The sequence below is a fragment of the Micromonospora sp. NPDC049359 genome (assembly GCF_044466585.1).
Lineage (GTDB): Bacteria > Actinomycetota > Actinomycetes > Mycobacteriales > Micromonosporaceae > Micromonospora.
Genome location: NZ_JBITMW010000011.1, coordinates 133,064 through 152,051, shown reverse-complemented (window position 1 = coordinate 152,051; position 18,988 = coordinate 133,064). Strand labels below are relative to the sequence as shown.

The following is an 18,988-nucleotide window of genomic DNA, read 5'->3' as shown; positions in this document are numbered from 1 at the left end:
GGGCCCGCCGTGCTCCCGCCCGGGGGGGCCGGGTGGGGGGGGGGGGGCGGGCGGGCGCCGCCCCCCCCCCCCCCCCCCCGGCCGATCCGGACCCGAGAGGGAGGGTTGATGGAGTTCGACTTCGCCGACGAGCAGCCGAAGCTCCTCATGCTGATGTACGGGCTGGTCGCCTTCGTGGTGGTGGTGGGCGGTCTGCTCCTGCTGCTCGACGTGGTGCCTGCCTGGTTCGCCCGACGGCGGGAGGCCCAGCTCGTCGCCGCCTCCATCAGCGGCACGCCGCTGACCCGGCGACCCAAGCAGCGGGAAGGGCTCTTCGCCCTGTTCTTCCTGCTGCCGACGCTGCTGCTGCTCACCATCGGTCTTGTCGTACCGGCCATCCGCACCGTACTGCTCTCGCTGATGAACGGGGGCAGCACCGAATGGGTGGGGCTGCGCAACTACAGCTGGATGTTCTCCGACAACTCCATGTTCCGGGTCCTGATCAACACCCTGGTCTGGGTGCTCCTGGTCCCGCTGGTGGCCACCGCGTTCGGCCTCATCTACGCCGTACTCGTGGACAAGGCCCGCTTCGAGGCGATCGCCAAGTCACTGATCTTCCTGCCGATGGCCATCTCGTTCGTCGGCGCGAGCATCATCTGGAAGTTCGTCTACGCGTACCGCGGCGACGGCGACCAGATCGGTCTGCTCAACCAGATCGTCGTCAGCCTCGGCGGTGAGCCGAAGCAGTGGCTGCTCGAGTCACCGCTGAACACGCTGCTGCTGATCGTCATCATGGTCTGGATCCAGGCCGGCTTCGCCATGGTGGTGCTCTCCGCCGCGATCAAGGCCATCCCCGGCGACATCGTCGAAGCCGCCCGGCTCGACGGCGTCAGCCCGTGGCAGATGTTCTGGCAGATCACCATGCCGAGCATCCGGCCGGCGCTGATCGTCGTGGCGGTGACGCTCACGATCGCCACGCTCAAGGTCTTCGACATCGTCCGGACCTCGACCAACGGCAACTACGACACCAGCGTGATCGCCAGCGAGATGTACAACCAGGCCTTCCGGTACGGCCAGAACGGGCAGGGCTCCGCGCTCGCGGTCTTCCTCTTCATCCTGGTCATCCCGGTCGTGATCTACCAGATCCGCAACCTCCGTCGTCAGCGGGAGGGCTGAGATGACCACCGCAACGCCCACCGTCGCCGCCGGCGCCCAGAAGACCGCCGACGGGACGTCCAGCACCGCCGGCCGGGTCCGCAGGCGGCTGAACAGCCGTACCGCGACGCTGGTCTCGATCGTCATCGCGGTGGTCTGGACCATCCCGACCTTCGGCCTGCTCGTCTCCTCCCTCCGGCCGGAGGACGAGATCAAGACGACCGGCTGGTGGACGGCGTTCACCAACCCGCAGTTCACCTTCGAGAACTACCAACAGGTCCTCTTCGGGCGGTCCGCGTCGTCGGGGCAGCTCGCCAGCTACTTCATCAACTCGCTGGCGATCACCATCCCGTCGGTGCTCTTCCCGCTGGCCTTCGCCTCCCTGGCCGCGTACGCGCTGGCGTGGATCAACTTCCGTGGGCGGGACTGGCTCTACATCGCGATCTTCGCGTTGCAGATCGTCCCGCTGCAGATGGCCCTGGTGCCGCTGCTGAAGTTCTTCTCCACCGGCGTCACCCTCGGCGGCGTCACCCTGATGCCGGCGTGGAACCTGGTGGACGAACAGAAGTTCGCCCAGGTGTGGTTCGCGCACACCTGTTTCGCGCTTCCGTTCGCGGTCTTCCTGCTGCACAACTTCATCTCGCAGCTCCCCGGAGACCTGATGGAGGCGGCCCGGGTCGACGGGGCCACGCACCCGAAGATCTTCCGCACCATCGTGCTGCCGCTGATCACCCCGGCGCTGGCCGCGTTCGGCATCTTCCAGTTCCTCTGGGTCTGGAACGACCTGCTGGTCGCGCTGATCTTCGCCGGTGGCGGCAACGAGACCGCGCCGCTCACGGTCCGGTTGGCGGAGATGGCCGGCACCCGGGGCAACGAGTGGCAACGGCTCACCGCTGGCGCGTTCGTCTCGATCGTTGTACCGCTCGTTGTATTCCTGTCCCTACAGCGCTTCTTCGTGCGAGGTCTGCTCGCCGGCAGCGTCAAGGGCTGACCCGCTTGCCCGCCGTCGCCCGGCCTCTGAGGGCGGCGGCGGGCGACGGGTACCGAGCGGGGGAACCGTGACGAAGATAGATGATGTCGCCCGGCTGGCCGGGGTCTCCACGGCCACCGTCTCGCGGGCCCTGCGCGGGCTGCCGACGGTCTCGGCCGCCACCCGACGCCGCGTGCTGGCCGCCGCCGAGCAGCTCGACTACGCGGTGTCGCCGAGCGCATCCCGGCTCGCCGGTGGTCGCACCGGCACGGTCGCGGTGGTCGTGCCCCGGATCACCCGCTGGTTCTTCAGCACCGTCGTCGAGGCCGTCGAGGAGCACCTCCACCATTCCGGCTACGACCTGCTGCTCTACAACCTCGGCGGTCGGGAGCAGATCCGCCAGCGGGTGCTGCGTACCGCCAACCTGCACAAGCGGGTGGATGCCATCATGCTGGTCGCCACGCCGCTGCGCCCGGCCGACCTGACCGCCCTGGCCGCCCTGGACCTGCCCGGAGTGACCATCAGCTCGGGGAGCCGGGTCCCCAACTGGCCCTGCGTACGCATCGACGACGTGGCCGCCTCCCGGATGGCCACCCGGCACCTGCTCGACCTCGGCCACCGCCGGATCGCGCACATCTCGGGCGACCCCGACGACGAACTGGCCTACACCACCCACCTCGACCGACGGCGGGGCTACCAGGCCGAACTGCGGTCCGCCGGCCTGCGACCCGATCCGAGCCTCGACGTCGAGTCGTCGTTCACCATCGACGGTGGCAACCGGGCCGCCGCCGAACTACTGGCCCGCGGTGAGCCGCCGACGGCGATCGTCGCGGCCTGCGACGAGATGGCGATGGGCGCGATGACCGCGCTGCGCGACGCCGGTCTGCGGGTACCGCAGGACGTCAGCGTGGTCGGCATCGACGACCACGACCTCGCCGGCGTGCTGGGCCTCAGCACCGTGGCCCAGCCGGCCGCGGAACAGGGCCGGCTGGCCGCCCGGATACTGCTCGATCCGCTCGGGGCCCGCACTCTGGGCCCGATCGTCGGTCAACGGACCGCCGAGGGCGACTCGCCGGTGATCCTGCCCACTCGGCTGGTCGTCCGGGAGTCCACCGCACCGCCCCGGGCACACTGAAACATCAACCACGGCACGACACGGGAGACGACCCTGAACACCGACCCGACGCAGCAGACCGCCACCGGCTGGTGGACCGAGGCCGCCATCTACCAGATCTACCCGCGCTCGTTCGCCGACTCCAACGGCGACGGAATCGGTGACCTGCCGGGCATCACCGCCCGCCTCGACCACCTGGTCGAGCTGGGGGTGGACGCGGTGTGGCTGTCCCCGTTCTACCCGTCGCCGCAGGCCGACGCGGGCTACGACGTGGCCGACTACCGGGACGTCGACCCGCTGTTCGGCACTCTCGCCGACGCGGACAAGTTGATCGCCGAGGCCCGCTCGCGCGGCCTTCGGGTGATCGTCGACCTGGTGCCCAACCACACCTCCTCGGCGCACCGCTGGTTCCAAGAGGCCCTGGCCGCCGCCCCGGGCAGCGCTCAGCGGTCCCGGTACATCTTCCGCGACGGCCTCGGCCCGGCCGGGGAGCAGCCGCCGAACGACTGGCAGAGCGTCTTCGGCGGTCCGGCGTGGACCCGCACGGTCGACCCGGACGGCCAGCCCGGCCAGTGGTACCTGCACCTGTTCGACACCGGCCAGCCGGACCTCAACTGGGACAACCCGGAGGTGCACGAGGAGTTCCTGGGCGTCCTGCGGTTCTGGCTGGACCGGGGGGTGGACGGTTTCCGGGTCGACGTGGCGCACGGCCTCATCAAGCAGGCGAACCTGCCCGACTGGCAGGAGCCCCAGGAGATCCTCTCCGGCAACGAGATCGACAAGCCACGGCCGCCGATGTGGGACCAGGAGGGCGTGCACGAGGTCTACCGGCAGTGGCGGCAGGTCCTGGACAGCTACCCCGGCGAACGGGTGCTGGTCGCCGAGGCGTGGGTCGAGCCGGCCGAGCGGCTGGCCCGCTACGTTCGCCCGGACGAGATGCACCAGGCGTTCAACTTCGAGTACCTGCTCGCCGCGTGGACCGCGCCGGCCCAGTACGCGGTGATCACCCGGTCCCTGGAAGCGACCGATTCGGTGGGCGCGCCGACGACCTGGGTGCTGTCCAACCACGACGTGGTGCGGCACGCCTCCCGGCTCGGCCTGGCGATCGGTGGCGGCCGGCCCAACGGCATCGGCATCGGTGACCCGCAGCCGGACGCCGCGCTCGGCCTGCGTCGGGCTCGGGCGGCCACCCTGCTGATGCTCGCCCTGCCCGGCTCCGCGTACCTCTTCCAGGGCGAGGAGCTGGGCCTGCCCGAGCACACCACCATGCCGGACGAGGCCCGCCAGGACCCGACCTGGGCGCGCAGCGGCCACACCCAGCGGGGCCGGGACGGCTGCCGGGTGCCGATCCCGTGGGAGGCCGACGCCCCGTCGTACGGCTTCGGGCCCACCGACGCCAGTTGGCTGCCGCAGCCGCCGTCCTGGGCGGAGTACGCGCTGGACCGGCAGCGCGACGTGCCCGGCTCGACGTACGAGCTGTACCGCGCGGCGCTGCGGCTACGCCGCGCCCACGGTCTGGGCCGGGGCACGCTCGAGTGGCTGTCCTCCGGTGACGAGACGCTGGTGTTCCGCAACGGCGACCTGACCGTGCTGACCAACTTCGGTGACGCCCCCGTGCCTCTCCCGCCCAACGCCGAGGTCCTAGCCACCAGCGCCCCACTGAACGACGACACCATCCCCACCGACGTAACAGTCTGGCTCCGCTAACCCACCCGCCCCACCCGCGCCCACCCCCGCCCACCGAACCCACGCACCGAACCCGCGCACCGGGCCCGCGCCGATCTTGCACTTTTGGTTGTCGACTTGAGGGGCTATGCCCCTTCTGTCGCCACCGAAAGTGCAAGATCGCGTGGGCGGGGGTGGGGGTGGGGGTGGGGGTTAGAGGCGGTTGGCGCGGGTTTGTAGGAGACCGTGGACGTTTTTGATGTCCTCGGGGGCTGTGCGGGAGGCTCGCCAGTACATGACGCCGGTGGGGATGAAGAAGAGTTGGAACGCGGCCAGGCCGACGGCGAAGTTCAGTGGCGGCGGGAACGCCGTTCGCAGCCCCTGGAAGGCTCCCCAGACCAGCCCGTTGCCCGCCGCCCGACCGACACCGTTGACCAGGTTGCCGAGGCTGTAGACGGTCCCCCGGTGCTCCGGCGGGTTCACGTCGGCGATCAGCGCGAACCAGTTCGGTGAGTTGGCCGACGTCAACGCGAGCGCCACCACGGCGGTGAGCAGACTCAGCCCCACCGACGGCTCGGTGAACACGCTGGCCAGCACCGCGCCGACGACCGCGCCGCCGCTCCCGCCGTCCGGCACGTCGATGGTCACCGGCACGAAGAACAACACCAGGTAGAACGGGAGCGCGGCGAGGATGCCGACCGCCGCGACCACTGCCCGACCCCGGGGGGTACGCCGCTGCGCCGCGTCGCCGACGAGGCCGCCCACGATGGAGAGGACCCCGCCGAGTTGGAACAGGGTGGCGAAGACGCTGCCGACCACCACGGCGGTCGACTCCGAGTAGCCCTGCGCCTCGGCCCGCTCGGCGAAGAGCCTCGGCAGCCACACCAGTGACCCGAAGGCGGCCTGCGCGGTCAGCCCCTGCAGGATCAGCCACCGGTTGGTCCGCCGGTCGAGGATGCGCGGCAGGTCGGCGCGGCTGATCCGGTAGTCGTACTCGGCACCGGAGTCCAGGGCGTCCACCAGTTCCGGTTGGCTCTGGCCGCGACGGATGTCGTACGTGAACAGGTACGCCACGGTGGCGGTGAGCCCCACCCCGGTCAGCAGCAGGAACGGCCGCCGCCAGTCGGTCGCACCGAGCAGCCCACCGACAAGCGTGCCGGCGAGCGTGCCGACGCCCTGGGAGAGCCCCCAGAAGCTCATCACCAACCCACGGCGGGCCGGTGAGATCAGGTCGGTGACCACCGAGAAGCCCACCGAGCCGACCGCGCCGAGGCCGACCGCCGCGACGAACTGGGCGGCCAGGAACGCGAGGTACCCGCCGGCGAGCGCGCTGCCGCCGGTGCCCGCCGCCCAGAGCAGCGTGCCCACCATGAGCAGCGGCTTACGGTTGCCGCGGTCCCCGACGTACGCCCAGCCGACCGCGGCCACCGCGCTGACCAGGAAGCTGACGGCGGTGACCACGCCCAGCAGCCCGGTCGACACATCGAACGTCCGGGCGATCGGCCCGTACAGCGGTGGGACCAGTCCGATCGCCACGTTGTCCAACGAGGCGAGCACCACGAACACCACGACGCTGTACAGCCGGTGCGCCGGGCCACCGCCCCGGCCGCGCGCGCGTTGCTCCCGCCCGCCACTGGTCACCGTCATGACCCGCAGCCAATCAGACCCGGCCGAGCAGGTTGGCACGCGGGTGGGCGTCGATCACCGTTGACCGACGCCCACCCGGTCGACCCGACGCTCAGCGCCGGTCGAGCACCAGTGACCGAGCCGCCGCGTACTGGTCACGGACGGCGGGGACGGGCTCCGCCGCGTACTCCTCGGTGCCCTTGACGTCCCACTGCGGTGGCGTCGGACCGCCCAGGGCGACCCAGGCGGCCTGGCGGGCGGCCCCGTCGGCGACATACTCCCCGGCGGGTGGCACGACGACCGGGCAGCCGAAGACCTGCGGCGCGATCCGGCGGACCGCGGCCGACCGTGCCCCGCCGCCGACCAGGATGACCCGGCGGACGGTGGCCCCCTGCGCGGTCAGCGCGTCCAGGCCATCGGCGAGGGCGCAGAGCATGCCCTCCACGGCGGCCCGAGCCAGGTGCGCGGGGGTCGAGGTGCGCAGGGTCAGGCCGTGTACGGCACCGGTGGCCAGCGGACGGTTGGGCGTCCGCTCGCCCTCCAGGTAGGGCACCATGACCAGCCCGTCCGCACCGGCCGGGGCGGAGAGGGCCAGCTCGGCGAGCTCGTCCAGGCTGACGCCGAGCATCGTGGCGGCGGCGTCCAGCACGCGCGCGGCGTTGAGCGTGCACACCAGCGGCAGGAAGCGACCGGACGCGTCGGCGAAGCCGGCCACGGCACCGCTGTCGTCGGCGGCCGGAACGTCGGCGACGCTGAAGACGGTGCCGGAGGTGCCGATCGAGACGACCACGTCGCCAGGGCCGGCGCCGACGCCGAACGCGGCGGCGGCGTTGTCGCCCGTGCCCGCCCCCAGCAGGGCGTCACCCCACTCCCCGGTCAGCCGACCGGCCGACTCGGCCGGGCCGAGCACCTCGGGCACCACGAGCTGCCGGCCGAACGCCCGTTCCAGCAGGTCCGGACGGTAGGTGCCGGTGGCTGGGGACCAGTAGCCGGTGCCGCTGGCATCCCCCCGGTCGGTCCGCAGCGCCGACAGGCCGGGCGCGCCGGCCAGCCGCCAGGTCAGCCAGTCGTGCGGCAGGCACACGGCGGCCACCCGGGCGGCCTGCTCCGGCTCGTGCCGGGCCAGCCACCGCAGCTTGGTGATGGTGAAGCTCGCCACCGGCACGCTGCCGGTGGCGTCGGCCCAGAAGCGACGCCCCGCCGCGCCGCCGCCGGCCTCCTCGACGAGGTCGGCGGCGGCGTCGGCGGAGCGGGTGTCGTTCCACAGCAGGGCCGGACGGACCACCTGGCCGCCCTCGTCGAGGCAGACCATGCCGTGCTGCTGGCCGGCGACCGAGACCGCCGCGACGTCGGCCAGCCCACCGGCCTCGTCGACGGCGCCGCGCAGCGCCTGCCACCAGGCTTCCGGGTCGACCTCGGTGCCGTCCGGGTGCGGCGCCCGGCCCTGCCGGAGCAGGGCGCCGGTCTCCGCGTCCCGGATGACCACCTTGCAGGACTGTGTGGACGAGTCAACGCCCGCGACCAGCGGCATGGCGGGGCCTCAGCGGGCGCCGAGCAGGTGCTCGACGGCGAGCTGGTTGAGCCGGACGAAGCCGAAGCCCCGGGCGGCCACCGCGTCCACGTCGACGTCCTCGAACGCGGAGCGGTCGGCCAGGAACTCCTCGTAGCCCTCGCCGTCGCCCAGTGTCGGCGTGCTCAGCTCGCCAACCTTGCTGGCGGCCAGCGCCTCGACGACCTCCGGGTCGGCGCGGAACGCCGCGGCACGCTCCTTGAGCAGCAGGTACGTGCTCATGTTCGCCGCCGCCGACGCCCACACACCGTCCATGTCCTCGGTACGCGACGGCTTGTAGTCGAAGTGCCGGGGACCGTCGTAGGTCGGACCGCCGTTGGGGCCGCCGTTCTCCAGGAGGTCCACCAGGGCGAACGCGTTCATCAGGTCACCGTGACCGAAGACCAGGTCCTGGTCGTACTTGATGCCACGCTGGCCGTTGAGGTCCAGGTGGAACAGCTTGCCCTGCCAGAGCGCCTGGGCGATGCCGTGGGCGTAGTTCAGCCCGGCCATCTGCTCGTGCCCGACCTCCGGGTTGAGGCCGACCAGCTCCGGGTGCTCCAGCTGGGAGATGAAGCCGAGCGCGTGCCCGATGGTCGGCAGCAGGATGTCACCGCGCGGCTCGTTCGGCTTGGGCTCCAGCGCGAAGCGCAGGTTGTAGCCCTTGTCGATGGAGTACTGGGTGAGCAGGTTGACGGCCTCGCGGTAGCGGTCCAGGGCGGCCTGGACGTCCTTGGCGAGGTCGTACTCGGAGCCCTCGCGGCCACCCCACATGACGAAGGTGCTCGCGCCCAGCTCGGCGGCCAGGTCGACCTGGCGCAGCACCTTGCGCAGCGCGAAGCGGCGGACGTCGCGGTCGTTGCTGGTGAAGCCGCCGTCCTTGAAGATCGGGTGGGTGAAGAGGTTGGTGGTGACCATGGGCACCACCAGGCCGGTCTCGTCGAGGGCCTTGCGGAACCGCGCGATGTGCTGGTCGCGGGTCGCGGCGTCCGCGCCGAACGGGATCAGGTCGTCGTCGTGGAAGGTGATGCCGTACGCGCCCAGCTCGGCGAGCCGGTGCACCGCCTCGACGGCGTCCAGCTCGGGGCGGGTCGCGTCGCCGAACGGGTCGCGGGCCTGCCAGCCCACGGTCCAGAGCCCGAAGGAGAACTTGTCGGCGGGGGTGGGACGAGGTGCCATGGTTGACCTCCGGGATGGTGGTGTCAGGTATTTGTTCAGCGATTGAATTATTTGCCCGCCCTATGGCAGTGTCAAGGGGTGAGCCCCACCCACGCCCCGGTCGGCGCGGCCCGTCAGGGCAGCCTGCGCGAACTCAACCTCGCCCTGGTCCTCGGCCGGATCGCCGCCGCCGACCGACCCCCGTCCCGCGCCGACCTGGCCACCGCCACCGGGCTGACCCGGGCCACCGTCTCCGCGGTCGTCGAGGACCTGCTCGCGGGCCAACTGGTCAGCGAGGCCGAGCCGGCGCCCCGGGCCGGCGCCGGCCGCCCGGCACGCGGACTGGTCCTGGCCGACACGGGTCCGGCCGGGCTCGGGCTCGAGGTCAACGTCGACTATCTGACGGTATGCGTCGTCGACCTCGCCGGCCAGGTCCGCCACCGCACCGTGCACCGCGCCGATCTGCGCCCCGTCGCGCCCGAGGACGCCCTGGCCCGCCTCGTCGACCTGGCCCGGCAGGCCCGCGCCGACGCGGCCCGGCAGGGCCTCACGCTCGCCGGGGCCGCGCTCGCCGTACCCGGCCTGATCGACGACTCCGGACAGGTCCGGCTCGCGCCGAACCTCGGCTGGCGGGACGTCCCGGTGCCCGAGCTGCTGAGCGCGCACCCACCCCTCACCGATCGGGTACCGGACGTACCGGCCCTGGTGGTGGACAACGAGGCCAACCTCGCCGCGCTCGGCGAGCTGCACTCCCGACCGCCCGGCCCGGCCAGCTTCCTGCACATCTCCGGCGAGGTCGGCATCGGCGCGGGGATCGTCCTGGACGGCGCGCTGTTCCGGGGCGTACGCGGCTGGAGCGGCGAGATCGGGCACCTGCCGGTACACCCGCAGGGGCGGCCCTGCCGCTGCGGTGGGCGCGGCTGCCTGGAGCAGTACGCCGGTCAGGAGGCGATCGTGGCCGCTGCCGGACTGGTGCGGGCGGAGCTACCCGCCGACACCGCGACGGCCCGCCTGGCCGAGTTGGCCCAGGCCGGCGAGCCGGCCGCGCTGCGCGCCCTGAACGACGCCGGCACCGCCCTCGGCGTGGCGGTCGCCGGTGTGGTGAACCTGCTGGACCTGGACACCGTGGTCCTCGGCGGCGGGTACGCCCCGCTCGCCCCCTGGCTCTGCCCACCGGTGCTCGCCGAGATCAAGGCCCGGGTGCTCACCGCCGCCTGGTCACCGGTCACCGTCCGACCGTCGACCCTCGGGCCGGAGGCCGCCGCCGTGGGCGCGGCCGGATCGGTGGTACGGCGGATCGTGGCCCGCCCCGCCGGCTGGCTGAACCGCGCCGGCTGACCACCGACGACGCGGTCTGGGCGTGCGTCGGTGCCGCTCGGTATCCTTGCCGTCGAGCAACGATCGGCGGACGAGGAGCCCGGGAGCAGTATGCGTACAGGTCGTCGGACGCGGGCCGGCGTCGGGCGGTGACCACGACCCAACGGGGCGGCTCGGCCGGTCCGGTCGGCGGAGACGGGCAGACGTCGCGCCGTCCGACCCGGCACGGCGGCAGGGGGCTGCCCGCCGACCCACCGCTGGCCCGCGAGCTGCTCGACGGGCTCGCCGAGGCGGTGCTGACGACCGACGCGGCCGGCCGGGTGACCCTGGTCAACGCCCGGACGGTCGAGCTGCTCCCGGAGATCGTCGCGGGCGTCGAGCTGTCCGGCTGCGCGGTGGCGGCGCTGGCCCGAGCCGTCCGCGACGGCACGGCCGTGTTCGAGGCCCAGCACCACGGCCGCCACCTGCGGGGCGCCCGGCGGCAGCTCGCCGGCAACCGGTACGCCTGGTACGTCCGCGACGTCACCGAGGAGCACGCCCGCACCGACGCCCTGCTGGCCGAACGCTCCCGCACCGCCTTCCTCGCCCAGGCCGGCAGCCGGCTCGGACTCTCGCTGCACCGGGACCAGACACTCCGTACCACCGTGACCCTCGCCGTGCCGTACCTGGCCGACGCCGCCGTGGCGCTGCTCCGCCCGCCCGCGCCGGCCGAGCCGCACCCCCGCTTCACGCGGTACGCCGACGACGAGCCGGCCCCGGTGACCGGGGTGGCCGATGAGGAGCTGACCGATTTCGTCCCCGATCTCGGCGCGGCGTTCGACGGCGACCTCGGCGAGCCGACCCCCTGGCCGGACGCCGACGTCGCCGGGCTGACCGCCCTGCTTCCGCCCAGCTTCGGCCGGCCCGGCGCGGCGCTGGTCAGCACGATGCGCGGCCCCGGCGGCCCGGCCGGCGCCCTGCTGCTCGTCCGCCGTGCCGGGCGGGCCGACTTCGACTCCCGCGACCGGGAGCTGGCCCGTGAATTCGCCACGCGGGCCGGCGCGGCGCTGGCCGCCGCCGAGCTGTACGGCGAGCAGGCCCACCTGGCCCGGGTGTTGCAGACCAGCCTGCTCCCGCCGGAGCTGCCGGTGGTGCCCGGCGTACGCATGGCCGGCGGCTACCGGTCCGCGGGCGACACACTGCGCATCGGTGGGGACTTCTACGAGGTGTTCCCGCACCCGCGCGGCGCGCTGTTCGCGCTGGGCGACGTGTCCGGCAAGGGCGTCGGCGCGGCCGTGCTGACCGGGCGGGTCCGTCAGTCGCTACAGACGCTACGGCTCGTCGAGCAGCGCCCTTTGGAGCTGATCCACCTGCTCAACCGCACCCTGTTCGACGCGCCCGACGCGGCACGGCGCAGCCAGCTCACCACCCTGTTGCTCGGGTGGATGGAGCACGGACCGACGGGGGTGGATCTCCGGATCGCCGGCGGCGGCCACCCCGCGCCGCTGCTGGTCACCGCCGCCGGTTCCGTCACGGACGTCCCGGTCGGCGGTATGCCGGTCGGCGCGCTGACCGACGCCCGGTTCACCGAGGTACGGGTGCACCTCGATCCGGGCGATCTGCTCCTCGCGTACACCGACGGGGTGACCGAGGCGAGCGGCGGCCCGGCCCACGCGGAGAAGTTCGGCGAACGCCGGCTGCGCGGCGCACTCGCCGCGGCGGCCGGTCTGCCTCCGGCGGCCCTGGTCGACAGGCTGCTCCAGGTGGTCGACGAGTGGGTGGGCGGGCAGGCCCCTGACGACATCGCCATGCTGGCGGTGTGCGCGTCGACACCGGCCTGAACCCTGCGTTCGACCGTCAGGCGGTCCGCGCCACCGGTGGCTCGCCGGCGGACCAGTCGCGGGGCGGGCCCACCGTCCGCTCCGGTCCTGCCGCCCCGCCCTGCCACACCCCTCGGCTGGGCCGGTCCGGGTGCTCCGACGACTTGCGCGCCGGGCCGTCGGGCCGGTCCGGGTCCTGCGGCCATTCGTCTCGCCCACCCGGCGAGTCCCCGTCGTCCGGCCCGCTCCGCGCCCGCTGCCGGCGGGCGACCTCGTCGAACTCCCGCACCCCGCTCACCAGCGCGGCGCGACCCGCCGGGCTCATCGCGGCCAACACGGCGGCCAGCCGCTCCTGACGGTCGTTACGCAGCTCCGCGAGGAGCCGATGGGCCTCCGGGGTGAGGTGCAGGGAGATTTCCCGTCGGTCGAAGCGCCCCGGCTCACGCTCGAGCATGCCCGCCGCGACCAACCTGTCGCACAGGCGGCTGGCGGAACTCAGCAACATGTCCAGATGGGTGGCGAGCCGGCGTAGGTTGATCCCGTCGTACTGCTCGACCACCATCACCGCCCGTAGTTGGGCGCCGGACACCCGGCTGGCGGTCGCCTCGCGGGCGGAATCCCAGACGCCCAGCAGGGCACCCGCCGCCGCGTCCAATGCGGCAGCCATACTCGTCGCAGGGTCCGGTGGACCGTTGTGTTCGGCCATGGTGGCCCGAGACTACTCCGAACCCAGAGGTGGTCGAGCTCGGATGAAAGAGGCCTGATGAGCGAACCGGTCAATCGGGCACGGCGTACCCTGAACGAGACACCCGCCGACCGTCTCGTGGGTGGGATCCGCACGGTTCTCGACGAGGCGTACGGGATTTCCGAGGCGGAGCTGTACCAGGTCGACTACCGCCTCGCGGAGCTGCTGCCCCTCACCGAAGGTGACTCTCTCCGGGGCGCCGGCCACCCCGCCTGGCGTGCCTTCGACCACCAGTCGCCCGTCCTGGTCGACGGCGTCGCCTGGTTTCCGGTCACCATGCGCGGCGAACGCCGGGGCGTCCTGCGCCTGGCGCCGGTGGTCGACGACCCGGCGGTGCTCGCCGCGCTGGCCGACATCGCCACCTCGCTCGCGCACGAGGTGGCCGCCGTCTCCCCCGGAACCGACGTCTACAGCGTGGCCCGACGCAGCCAGCGGCTCACCCTGGCCGCCGAGATGCAGTGGGACCTGCTGCCCGGCCGGAGCCGGGTCCGCCCCTCGTTCAGCCTGGCCGGGCAGCTCGAACCGGCGTACGCCGTGCGGGGTGACAGCTTCGACTGGTCCGACGACGGGGAACGGCTCTGGCTCTCCACGGTCAACGGCAGCGGTGAGGGTGTCGCGGCATCGCTGCTCACGTCGCTGGCCACCCACGCGCTGCGCAACGCCCGCCGGGCCGGCCTCGGCCTGGGCGATCAGGCCGCCCTCGCCGACCAGGCCATCTACGACGAGTACCGGGGCAAGCGGCACCTCTCCGCGCTGCTGATGGAGCTGGACCTGCGCTCCGGGACGATGACCGTGGTGGACGCCGGCTCGCCACGGCTCGTCCTCCTGCGTCGGGGTGAGGTCACCGAACAGCCGCTGGAGGCGCAGTTCCCGCTCGGCATGTTCGAGGCGACCGACTACCACGAGCAGACGTTCACGCTGGAACGCGGTGACCGGCTGTTCGTCGTCAGCGACGGCGTCGTGGACGCCACCGGGCAGAGCATCCGCTACGGCGAGTCGGCGCTGGACCGGTTCCTGCGGCGGACGGGCCCGATGGAGCCGCTGGACGCCGTCCGGTCGCTCCTCGGCGACCTGCGCGCCTTCGTGGCCGGCGACCTCGTCGACGACGCCGTGGTGGTCTGCCTGGACTGGACCGGCCCGCAGCCGTGAGCGTGACGGTCAGTACGCGCCGCGACTGTTCAGCACCGCCCCGGCGGTCTTCCAGAGGATGGTGAGGTCGGCGGCGAGCGACCAGTTCTCCACGTAGTAGAGATCGAGCCGGATGCCGTCCTCCCAACTGAGGTCGGACCGGCCACTGACCTGCCACAGCCCGGTCATGCCGGGCTTCACCAGCAGTCGCCGGGCCACATCGCCGTCGTAGCGGGCCACCTCGGACGGGAGCGGCGGACGCGGCCCGACGAGGCTCATCTGGCCCAGCAGGACGTTGACCAGCTGAGGCAGCTCGTCCAGCGACCACTTGCGCAGCAGCCGGCCGACCCGGGTCACCCGAGGGTCGTCGCGCATCTTGAACATCAGGCCGTCGGTCTCGTTCCGGGCCACCAACTCGGCGAGCAGCGCGTCGGCGTTGATCACCATCGTCCGGAACTTGAACACCCCGAACTCCTGCCCGCCCCGCCCCACCCGGACCTGCCGGAACAACACCGGCCCCCGGCTGTCCAGCTTGATGGCCAACGCGATGACCGCGATCAGCGGCAGGAGCAGCGCCAGGGCGACCGACGACATCGACCGGTCGACGAAACCCTTGACCAGCTTGCGCGCGCCACGGAACTCCGGCGCCTCGACGTGGATCAGGGGCAGCCCGGCGACCGGGCGGGTGTGGATCCGCGGACCCGCCACGTCGGTGAGCGCGGGGGCCACGACGAGGTCGACGCCGGTCCCCTCCAACTGCCAGCCGAGTCGACGCAGTCGGGCCGCGGTCAGCTCACCGGAGGCGGTCACCGCCACGGTGTCCGCGCCGATCGCGGTCGCGGCCTCCGGGATGCCCCGGAACGACCCCACCACCGGTACGTCACCGAGCCGCTGCGCCACCGGCGCCAGCAGCGCGTCGGGGATACACGCGCCGACCACCTGGTAGCCCGCGTACGGCTCGCGGCGCAGGGTGTGCACCAGTTCCAGGACGTGTGCGGTGTCGCCGACGACGAGCACCCGGCGGGACCAGCCGGCGCCCTTCGAGCGGGCCCGGTGCAGCCGTTTGCGCGCCGCGAACCGGGTCACCTCCAACCCGACCGTACCGACCGCGAAGGAGATGCCGAGGAAACCCCGGGAGACGCCGACGTCGGCGATGTAGCCGGCGATGGCGATCGCGCCGGCCAGTCGCAGGCTCGCCGAGCTGACCCGTCGGTACTCGTCCGCCCCGTAGCCGACGACGCGGTCGTCGTAGCAGCCGAGCGCCTTGAGGGAGATCAGCCAGGCCAGGACCAGGCCGGGAGCCACCAGCACGTACGGGATCTTGGAGCCGACCGGCTCCTCGTCACCGAACCTACCGACGTACCCCACGAGCAGCGCGATGATGAGGACGGTGGTGTCCAGCACCACCAGGACCCGGATGTAGGAACGTTCGTCGGCACGGGCCACCAATCCGCTCGGACGGTCCCTCGGCGGCGCCGAGGTGTCCGCGGGGGTCAACAGTGTCGCGGTCGTCACCGGCCCTCCCACTCTGCTCAGGACGGCCCCGGCCGACGGGTCGGGCCGAAGGCGGACCGATATTGCCGGAACACGTCGACATCCTGCCCTGACAACTATGACTGCCGATTGCTTCCGACGTATTGCCGTCACTTTTCTTCAATCCCCTGGCCACAAAAGGAACCCGCCGTACCGGTGAGCCGGTACGGCGGGTTCCTTTTTGCTCAGTAGCGGCTCAGCGCGGGGCTGGCGGACGCCGCGCGATGGCGGTGAGGAAGATGCTGCCGATCTCGCTCGGGTCCTTGGTGACGAAGACGTCCCCGCCGGTCACCTTCGTGATCGACTCCAGTTCGGCCTTGCTGACGCCCTCGCCGATACCGATCATGATGACCTGCACCGGCCGCTCCGGATCGGCGATCTGCTTGAGCTTGGCGAGCAGCTGCTGCTGGTTGATGCCGTTGTCGTCCTCGTTCTTGCCGTCGGTGAACAGCACGATCGAGTTGACCCGGCCGGGCTGCCAGTCCTCCTGCACCGCCTGGTACGCGGCCAGCATCGTGTCGTACAGGCCGGTGTCACCGTTGGACGGCTTGACGGTGGCGAGCGCCCCCTCCAACTGGGCCCGCTGGCCGGAGAGCGGTCCGATCGGCACCAGTTCCCGGTAGTCGCGGTTGCCGACCAGCTTCGTGGAGAAGGTCCACAGACCGATGGACCAGGAGTCGTCGAAGAGCCCGAGGCCGCGCCGGGCCGCGTCGACGGTGACCTCCTCCCGGCTGCGGTTGTTGGCGCTGGGCACCTCGTCCTTCATCGAGCCGGAGACGTCGATGACGGCGAGCATCCGGCCGGACTGGGTGGCGATCGACCAACTGGACACGACGCGCTGTATCGCGGCCGGGTCCAACCCGCCCGCCGCGGTGCCGCCGGCCGCCGGGGCGGTCGACGCGCCACCGGCCGGGCTCGGCGCGCCCTGCGGGGCGTTGAAGCCGGCACCCCAGTTGCCGTCCGGCCCGCGCAGCGACTGCGCCGCCAGGCGGTCCCGGAACTTCGGCGCGGTGAGCAGCTCGTACAGCACCTTCGCCGCCGCCGCCTTGGTCGGCTCGATGCCGGGCAGCACCGCGTACGGGTAGTCCAGCGGCATCGGCGCCGGCTCCATGTAGAGCGCGGCGAGCGGCACCGGAGGCTTCTTGCTGTTGTACGCGATCACGTCTTCCTCGGACAGCGCCGCCGCACCGAGAGCGCTCGCGATGGAGGTCGGGTCCGTGGCGGTCGGGAAGCGGGCGAGGAGGTCGTTGCGGAGCGAGGAGCGACCGGTGGCCAGCGCCCGCAGCGCGCCCACGGTGTTGCGCTGGGCGTCGCCGCCCGCGCCACTGGCGGCCGTGGTCAGCGAGAGCAGGCCGGACAGCCCGGCCGCGTCCCGGGTCGGCTCGACGATCCCGGTCCGCAACGGCTTGCTGCTGTTGACCTGCTTGAGCAGATCGGCCCAGGTGAACTTGGCGTTGGGCCAGCCGAGCCGCGTCGCCACCGGCTCGGGCATCGCCACGACGACGGGGCTGCGCGCGATGGAGGCGCCGTTGGTCGGCGCGAACGCCGTGGCGTCCTTCTTGAGACGCAGCAGCCAGGTCGAGGAGTCCGGCACCCAGACGTCCGGGGTGACGGCCGTGCCGCTGGCCTGGCCGACGCCGGCGAGTACGGCACCGTGCTTGGCGGCCACCACGGCGGCCACGTCAACCGGGTCGGATGCCGAGACATCGACGCGGATGCAGGTGGGGCCGACCGCGGCGCCGTCCTTCACCCACTGCGAGGCGGCGGCGTCCACCGCGGGCGCGAGCTCGGTGGCGACCGCCACGGCGAGTCGGATCTCCCCTGAACAGCTTGGCTGGATCAGCTCCTTGTAACCGAACCAGACGCCGGTGGTGACGACGAGAACCGTCGCCGTCGCGGCGGCGGCTGCTAGATGGAGTTTCGAACGCATTCGATGGCGGCCTGCAGACACGCTGACCATCTTGCGTATTAGGTGCCGTCTCTGCCACATCCGTTCGGACTAAAGTTACGCAGGAGAAACAGTTGATCACCATTTAGCAACAGAGAGTGATGAATCGGCCCCACGGCGTTGCCAAACCTGTCGCGCTCTCGCATTCGCTTCCGTCATTCCGTCCGCTCACGGCAGGACGCACGTCGGGCTCGCCAGCGGTACGGGCTCACCCACCGGAGCCGGTACGCCCGTGCTCGGGTCACGTCGCAACACCCGCACCAGGTCCGCCCGCTCGTCGGCGACGTAGAGATGCTCGCCGATCAGCGCGAAGTGTCGCGGCCACTCCCCGCCGGTGTCCACCTCGGACACCAGCGCGGGCAGCTCACCGGTCAGGTCGAAGACGGCGATGGTGCCGATACCGCGGTTCGCGACGTAGAGCAGACGCCCGTCCGGGTCGACAGCGACCTCCGAGGGCTGCACGTGACCGGTCCGCCCGCTGGCGTCGACCCGGCCACGCTGGTGCAGTGACCCGTCCTCGGACAGCTCGTACGCGGTGACCGTGGCATCCAACTCGCCGACCAGGTAGCAGCGCCGGCCGTCGGGGTGACGGGCCAGGTGCCGGGGCCCGACGCCCGGCGCCGTACGCATCCGCGGTCCGCGCGGCACCAGCCGCCCGCTCGCGTTGTCCAGGTCGTACCGGTAGACCGAGTCGGTGCCGAGGTCCACCGCCAGCAGGGGCTCCCGGTCACGGCCCGGAGAGACCATGTGGGCGTGCGCCCGCTCCTGGCGTTCCGGGTCGGCGCCGTGGCCCTCGTGCACCACGAGATCGGTGCGCTCGCTGGGCACGCCCTGCTCGTCGAGCGGGAAGACCGCGACGCTTCCGCTGCCGTAGTTGGCCGCCACCAGGTGCCCACCGTCGGGCAGCACCGCCAGGTGGCAGGGCTCGGCGCCGCCGGTCGAGAAGCTGCCGAGCGCGTCCAACGCGCCGTCCGAGGAGACCTGCCAGGCGCTGACCAGACCGTCGGTCAACTCGTTGACCGCGTAGAGCACCGGCCGCGTGGGGTGCCGCGCGAGGAACGACGGCGACGGCGTGACCGCCACCGTGCCGAGCGGGGTCAGTGCTCCGGTGGCCGGGTCACGGCGTGCGGCGACGATGCCGTCCGCCCGCCCGCCGCTCTGCGCGGTGTAACCCCCGATGTGGACGATCTCGCCCGGACCAGTCACGCTGCACCCCTTCGCCGACATCCTGGAGTAGATCCAACCAGAGCTGCCCAGGAAGCCGACCGGCTAACCGGCTTTTCGACGCCGGCGCGGTCCGCC

The 18,988-nt window shown here is 72.3% G+C and carries 14 protein-coding genes; 7 read left to right on the top strand and 7 right to left on the bottom strand.

Annotated features, from left to right (window positions below):
- Positions 1-108 precede the first annotated feature (108 nt).
- The 4 genes from ACIBTX_RS24320 (at position 109) to ACIBTX_RS24305 (ending at position 4,925) form a co-directional block, all read left to right on the top strand.
- Complete coding sequence (locus ACIBTX_RS24320) at positions 109-1,155, top strand: sugar ABC transporter permease (RefSeq protein WP_357134255.1); 1,047 nt, start codon at positions 109-111, stop codon at positions 1,153-1,155.
- Between the two features lies 1 nt (position 1,156).
- Complete coding sequence (locus ACIBTX_RS24315) at positions 1,157-2,125, top strand: carbohydrate ABC transporter permease (protein WP_357134253.1); 969 nt, start codon at positions 1,157-1,159, stop codon at positions 2,123-2,125.
- A 67-nt stretch (positions 2,126-2,192) separates the two neighbouring features.
- Positions 2,193-3,239: a LacI family DNA-binding transcriptional regulator gene (locus ACIBTX_RS24310; RefSeq protein WP_357134251.1), complete on the top strand. Its 1,047-nt coding sequence runs from the start codon at positions 2,193-2,195 to the stop codon at positions 3,237-3,239.
- 33 nt (positions 3,240-3,272) lie between these two features.
- Positions 3,273-4,925, top strand: a complete 1,653-nt coding sequence (locus tag ACIBTX_RS24305; protein ID WP_363660974.1) for a glycoside hydrolase family 13 protein — start codon at positions 3,273-3,275, stop codon at positions 4,923-4,925.
- A 171-nt stretch (positions 4,926-5,096) separates the two neighbouring features.
- On the opposite strand, the gene ACIBTX_RS24300 is transcribed toward ACIBTX_RS24305, so the two are convergent.
- The 3 genes from ACIBTX_RS24300 to xylA form a co-directional block, all read right to left on the bottom strand.
- Complete coding sequence (locus tag ACIBTX_RS24300; protein WP_396833055.1) at positions 5,097-6,530, bottom strand: MFS transporter; 1,434 nt, start codon at positions 6,528-6,530, stop codon at positions 5,097-5,099.
- A 91-nt stretch (positions 6,531-6,621) separates the two neighbouring features.
- Entirely contained in the window at positions 6,622-8,040 is a 1,419-nt protein-coding gene (gene xylB / locus ACIBTX_RS24295) for a xylulokinase (protein ID WP_357174662.1), read from the bottom strand.
- Positions 8,041-8,049: 9 nt separating this feature from the next.
- The gene (xylA, locus tag ACIBTX_RS24290; protein ID WP_357134245.1) at positions 8,050-9,237 is read right to left on the bottom strand and encodes a xylose isomerase; all 1,188 of its coding nucleotides are present in this window, start codon (positions 9,235-9,237) and stop codon (positions 8,050-8,052) included.
- A gap of 78 nt (positions 9,238-9,315) precedes the next feature.
- On the opposite strand from xylA, the gene ACIBTX_RS24285 reads away from it, so the two are divergent.
- Both ACIBTX_RS24285 and ACIBTX_RS24280 read left to right on the top strand, forming a co-directional pair.
- Positions 9,316-10,554, top strand: a complete 1,239-nt coding sequence (locus ACIBTX_RS24285) for an ROK family protein (RefSeq protein ID WP_396833054.1) — start codon at positions 9,316-9,318, stop codon at positions 10,552-10,554.
- Between the two features lie 128 nt (positions 10,555-10,682).
- Positions 10,683-12,353, top strand: coding sequence for a PP2C family protein-serine/threonine phosphatase (locus ACIBTX_RS24280; RefSeq protein WP_396833053.1), 1,671 nt, complete (start codon positions 10,683-10,685; stop codon positions 12,351-12,353).
- A 16-nt stretch (positions 12,354-12,369) separates the two neighbouring features.
- On the opposite strand, the gene ACIBTX_RS24275 is transcribed toward ACIBTX_RS24280, so the two are convergent.
- Positions 12,370-12,999: a MarR family transcriptional regulator gene (locus tag ACIBTX_RS24275; RefSeq protein WP_357134239.1), complete on the bottom strand. Its 630-nt coding sequence runs from the start codon at positions 12,997-12,999 to the stop codon at positions 12,370-12,372.
- Between the two features lie 96 nt (positions 13,000-13,095).
- On the opposite strand from ACIBTX_RS24275, the gene ACIBTX_RS24270 reads away from it, so the two are divergent.
- The gene (locus ACIBTX_RS24270; protein WP_357174653.1) at positions 13,096-14,226 is read left to right on the top strand and encodes a PP2C family protein-serine/threonine phosphatase; all 1,131 of its coding nucleotides are present in this window, start codon (positions 13,096-13,098) and stop codon (positions 14,224-14,226) included.
- Positions 14,227-14,235: 9 nt separating this feature from the next.
- Here ACIBTX_RS24270 and ACIBTX_RS24265 read toward each other — a convergent pair whose 3' ends face one another.
- The 3 genes from ACIBTX_RS24265 to ACIBTX_RS24255 all read right to left on the bottom strand — a co-directional run bounded on the left by ACIBTX_RS24265 (position 14,236) and on the right by ACIBTX_RS24255 (position 18,892).
- The gene (locus ACIBTX_RS24265) at positions 14,236-15,720 is read right to left on the bottom strand and encodes a sugar transferase (RefSeq protein WP_357134235.1); all 1,485 of its coding nucleotides are present in this window, start codon (positions 15,718-15,720) and stop codon (positions 14,236-14,238) included.
- A 214-nt stretch (positions 15,721-15,934) separates the two neighbouring features.
- Positions 15,935-17,689, bottom strand: a complete 1,755-nt coding sequence (locus tag ACIBTX_RS24260; RefSeq protein ID WP_357134233.1) for a substrate-binding domain-containing protein — start codon at positions 17,687-17,689, stop codon at positions 15,935-15,937.
- Between the two features lie 165 nt (positions 17,690-17,854).
- On the bottom strand, positions 17,855-18,892 hold the full coding sequence (locus ACIBTX_RS24255; RefSeq protein WP_357134231.1) for a lactonase family protein: 1,038 nt from the start codon (positions 18,890-18,892) through the stop codon (positions 17,855-17,857).
- Between the last annotated feature and the right edge of the window lie 96 nt (positions 18,893-18,988).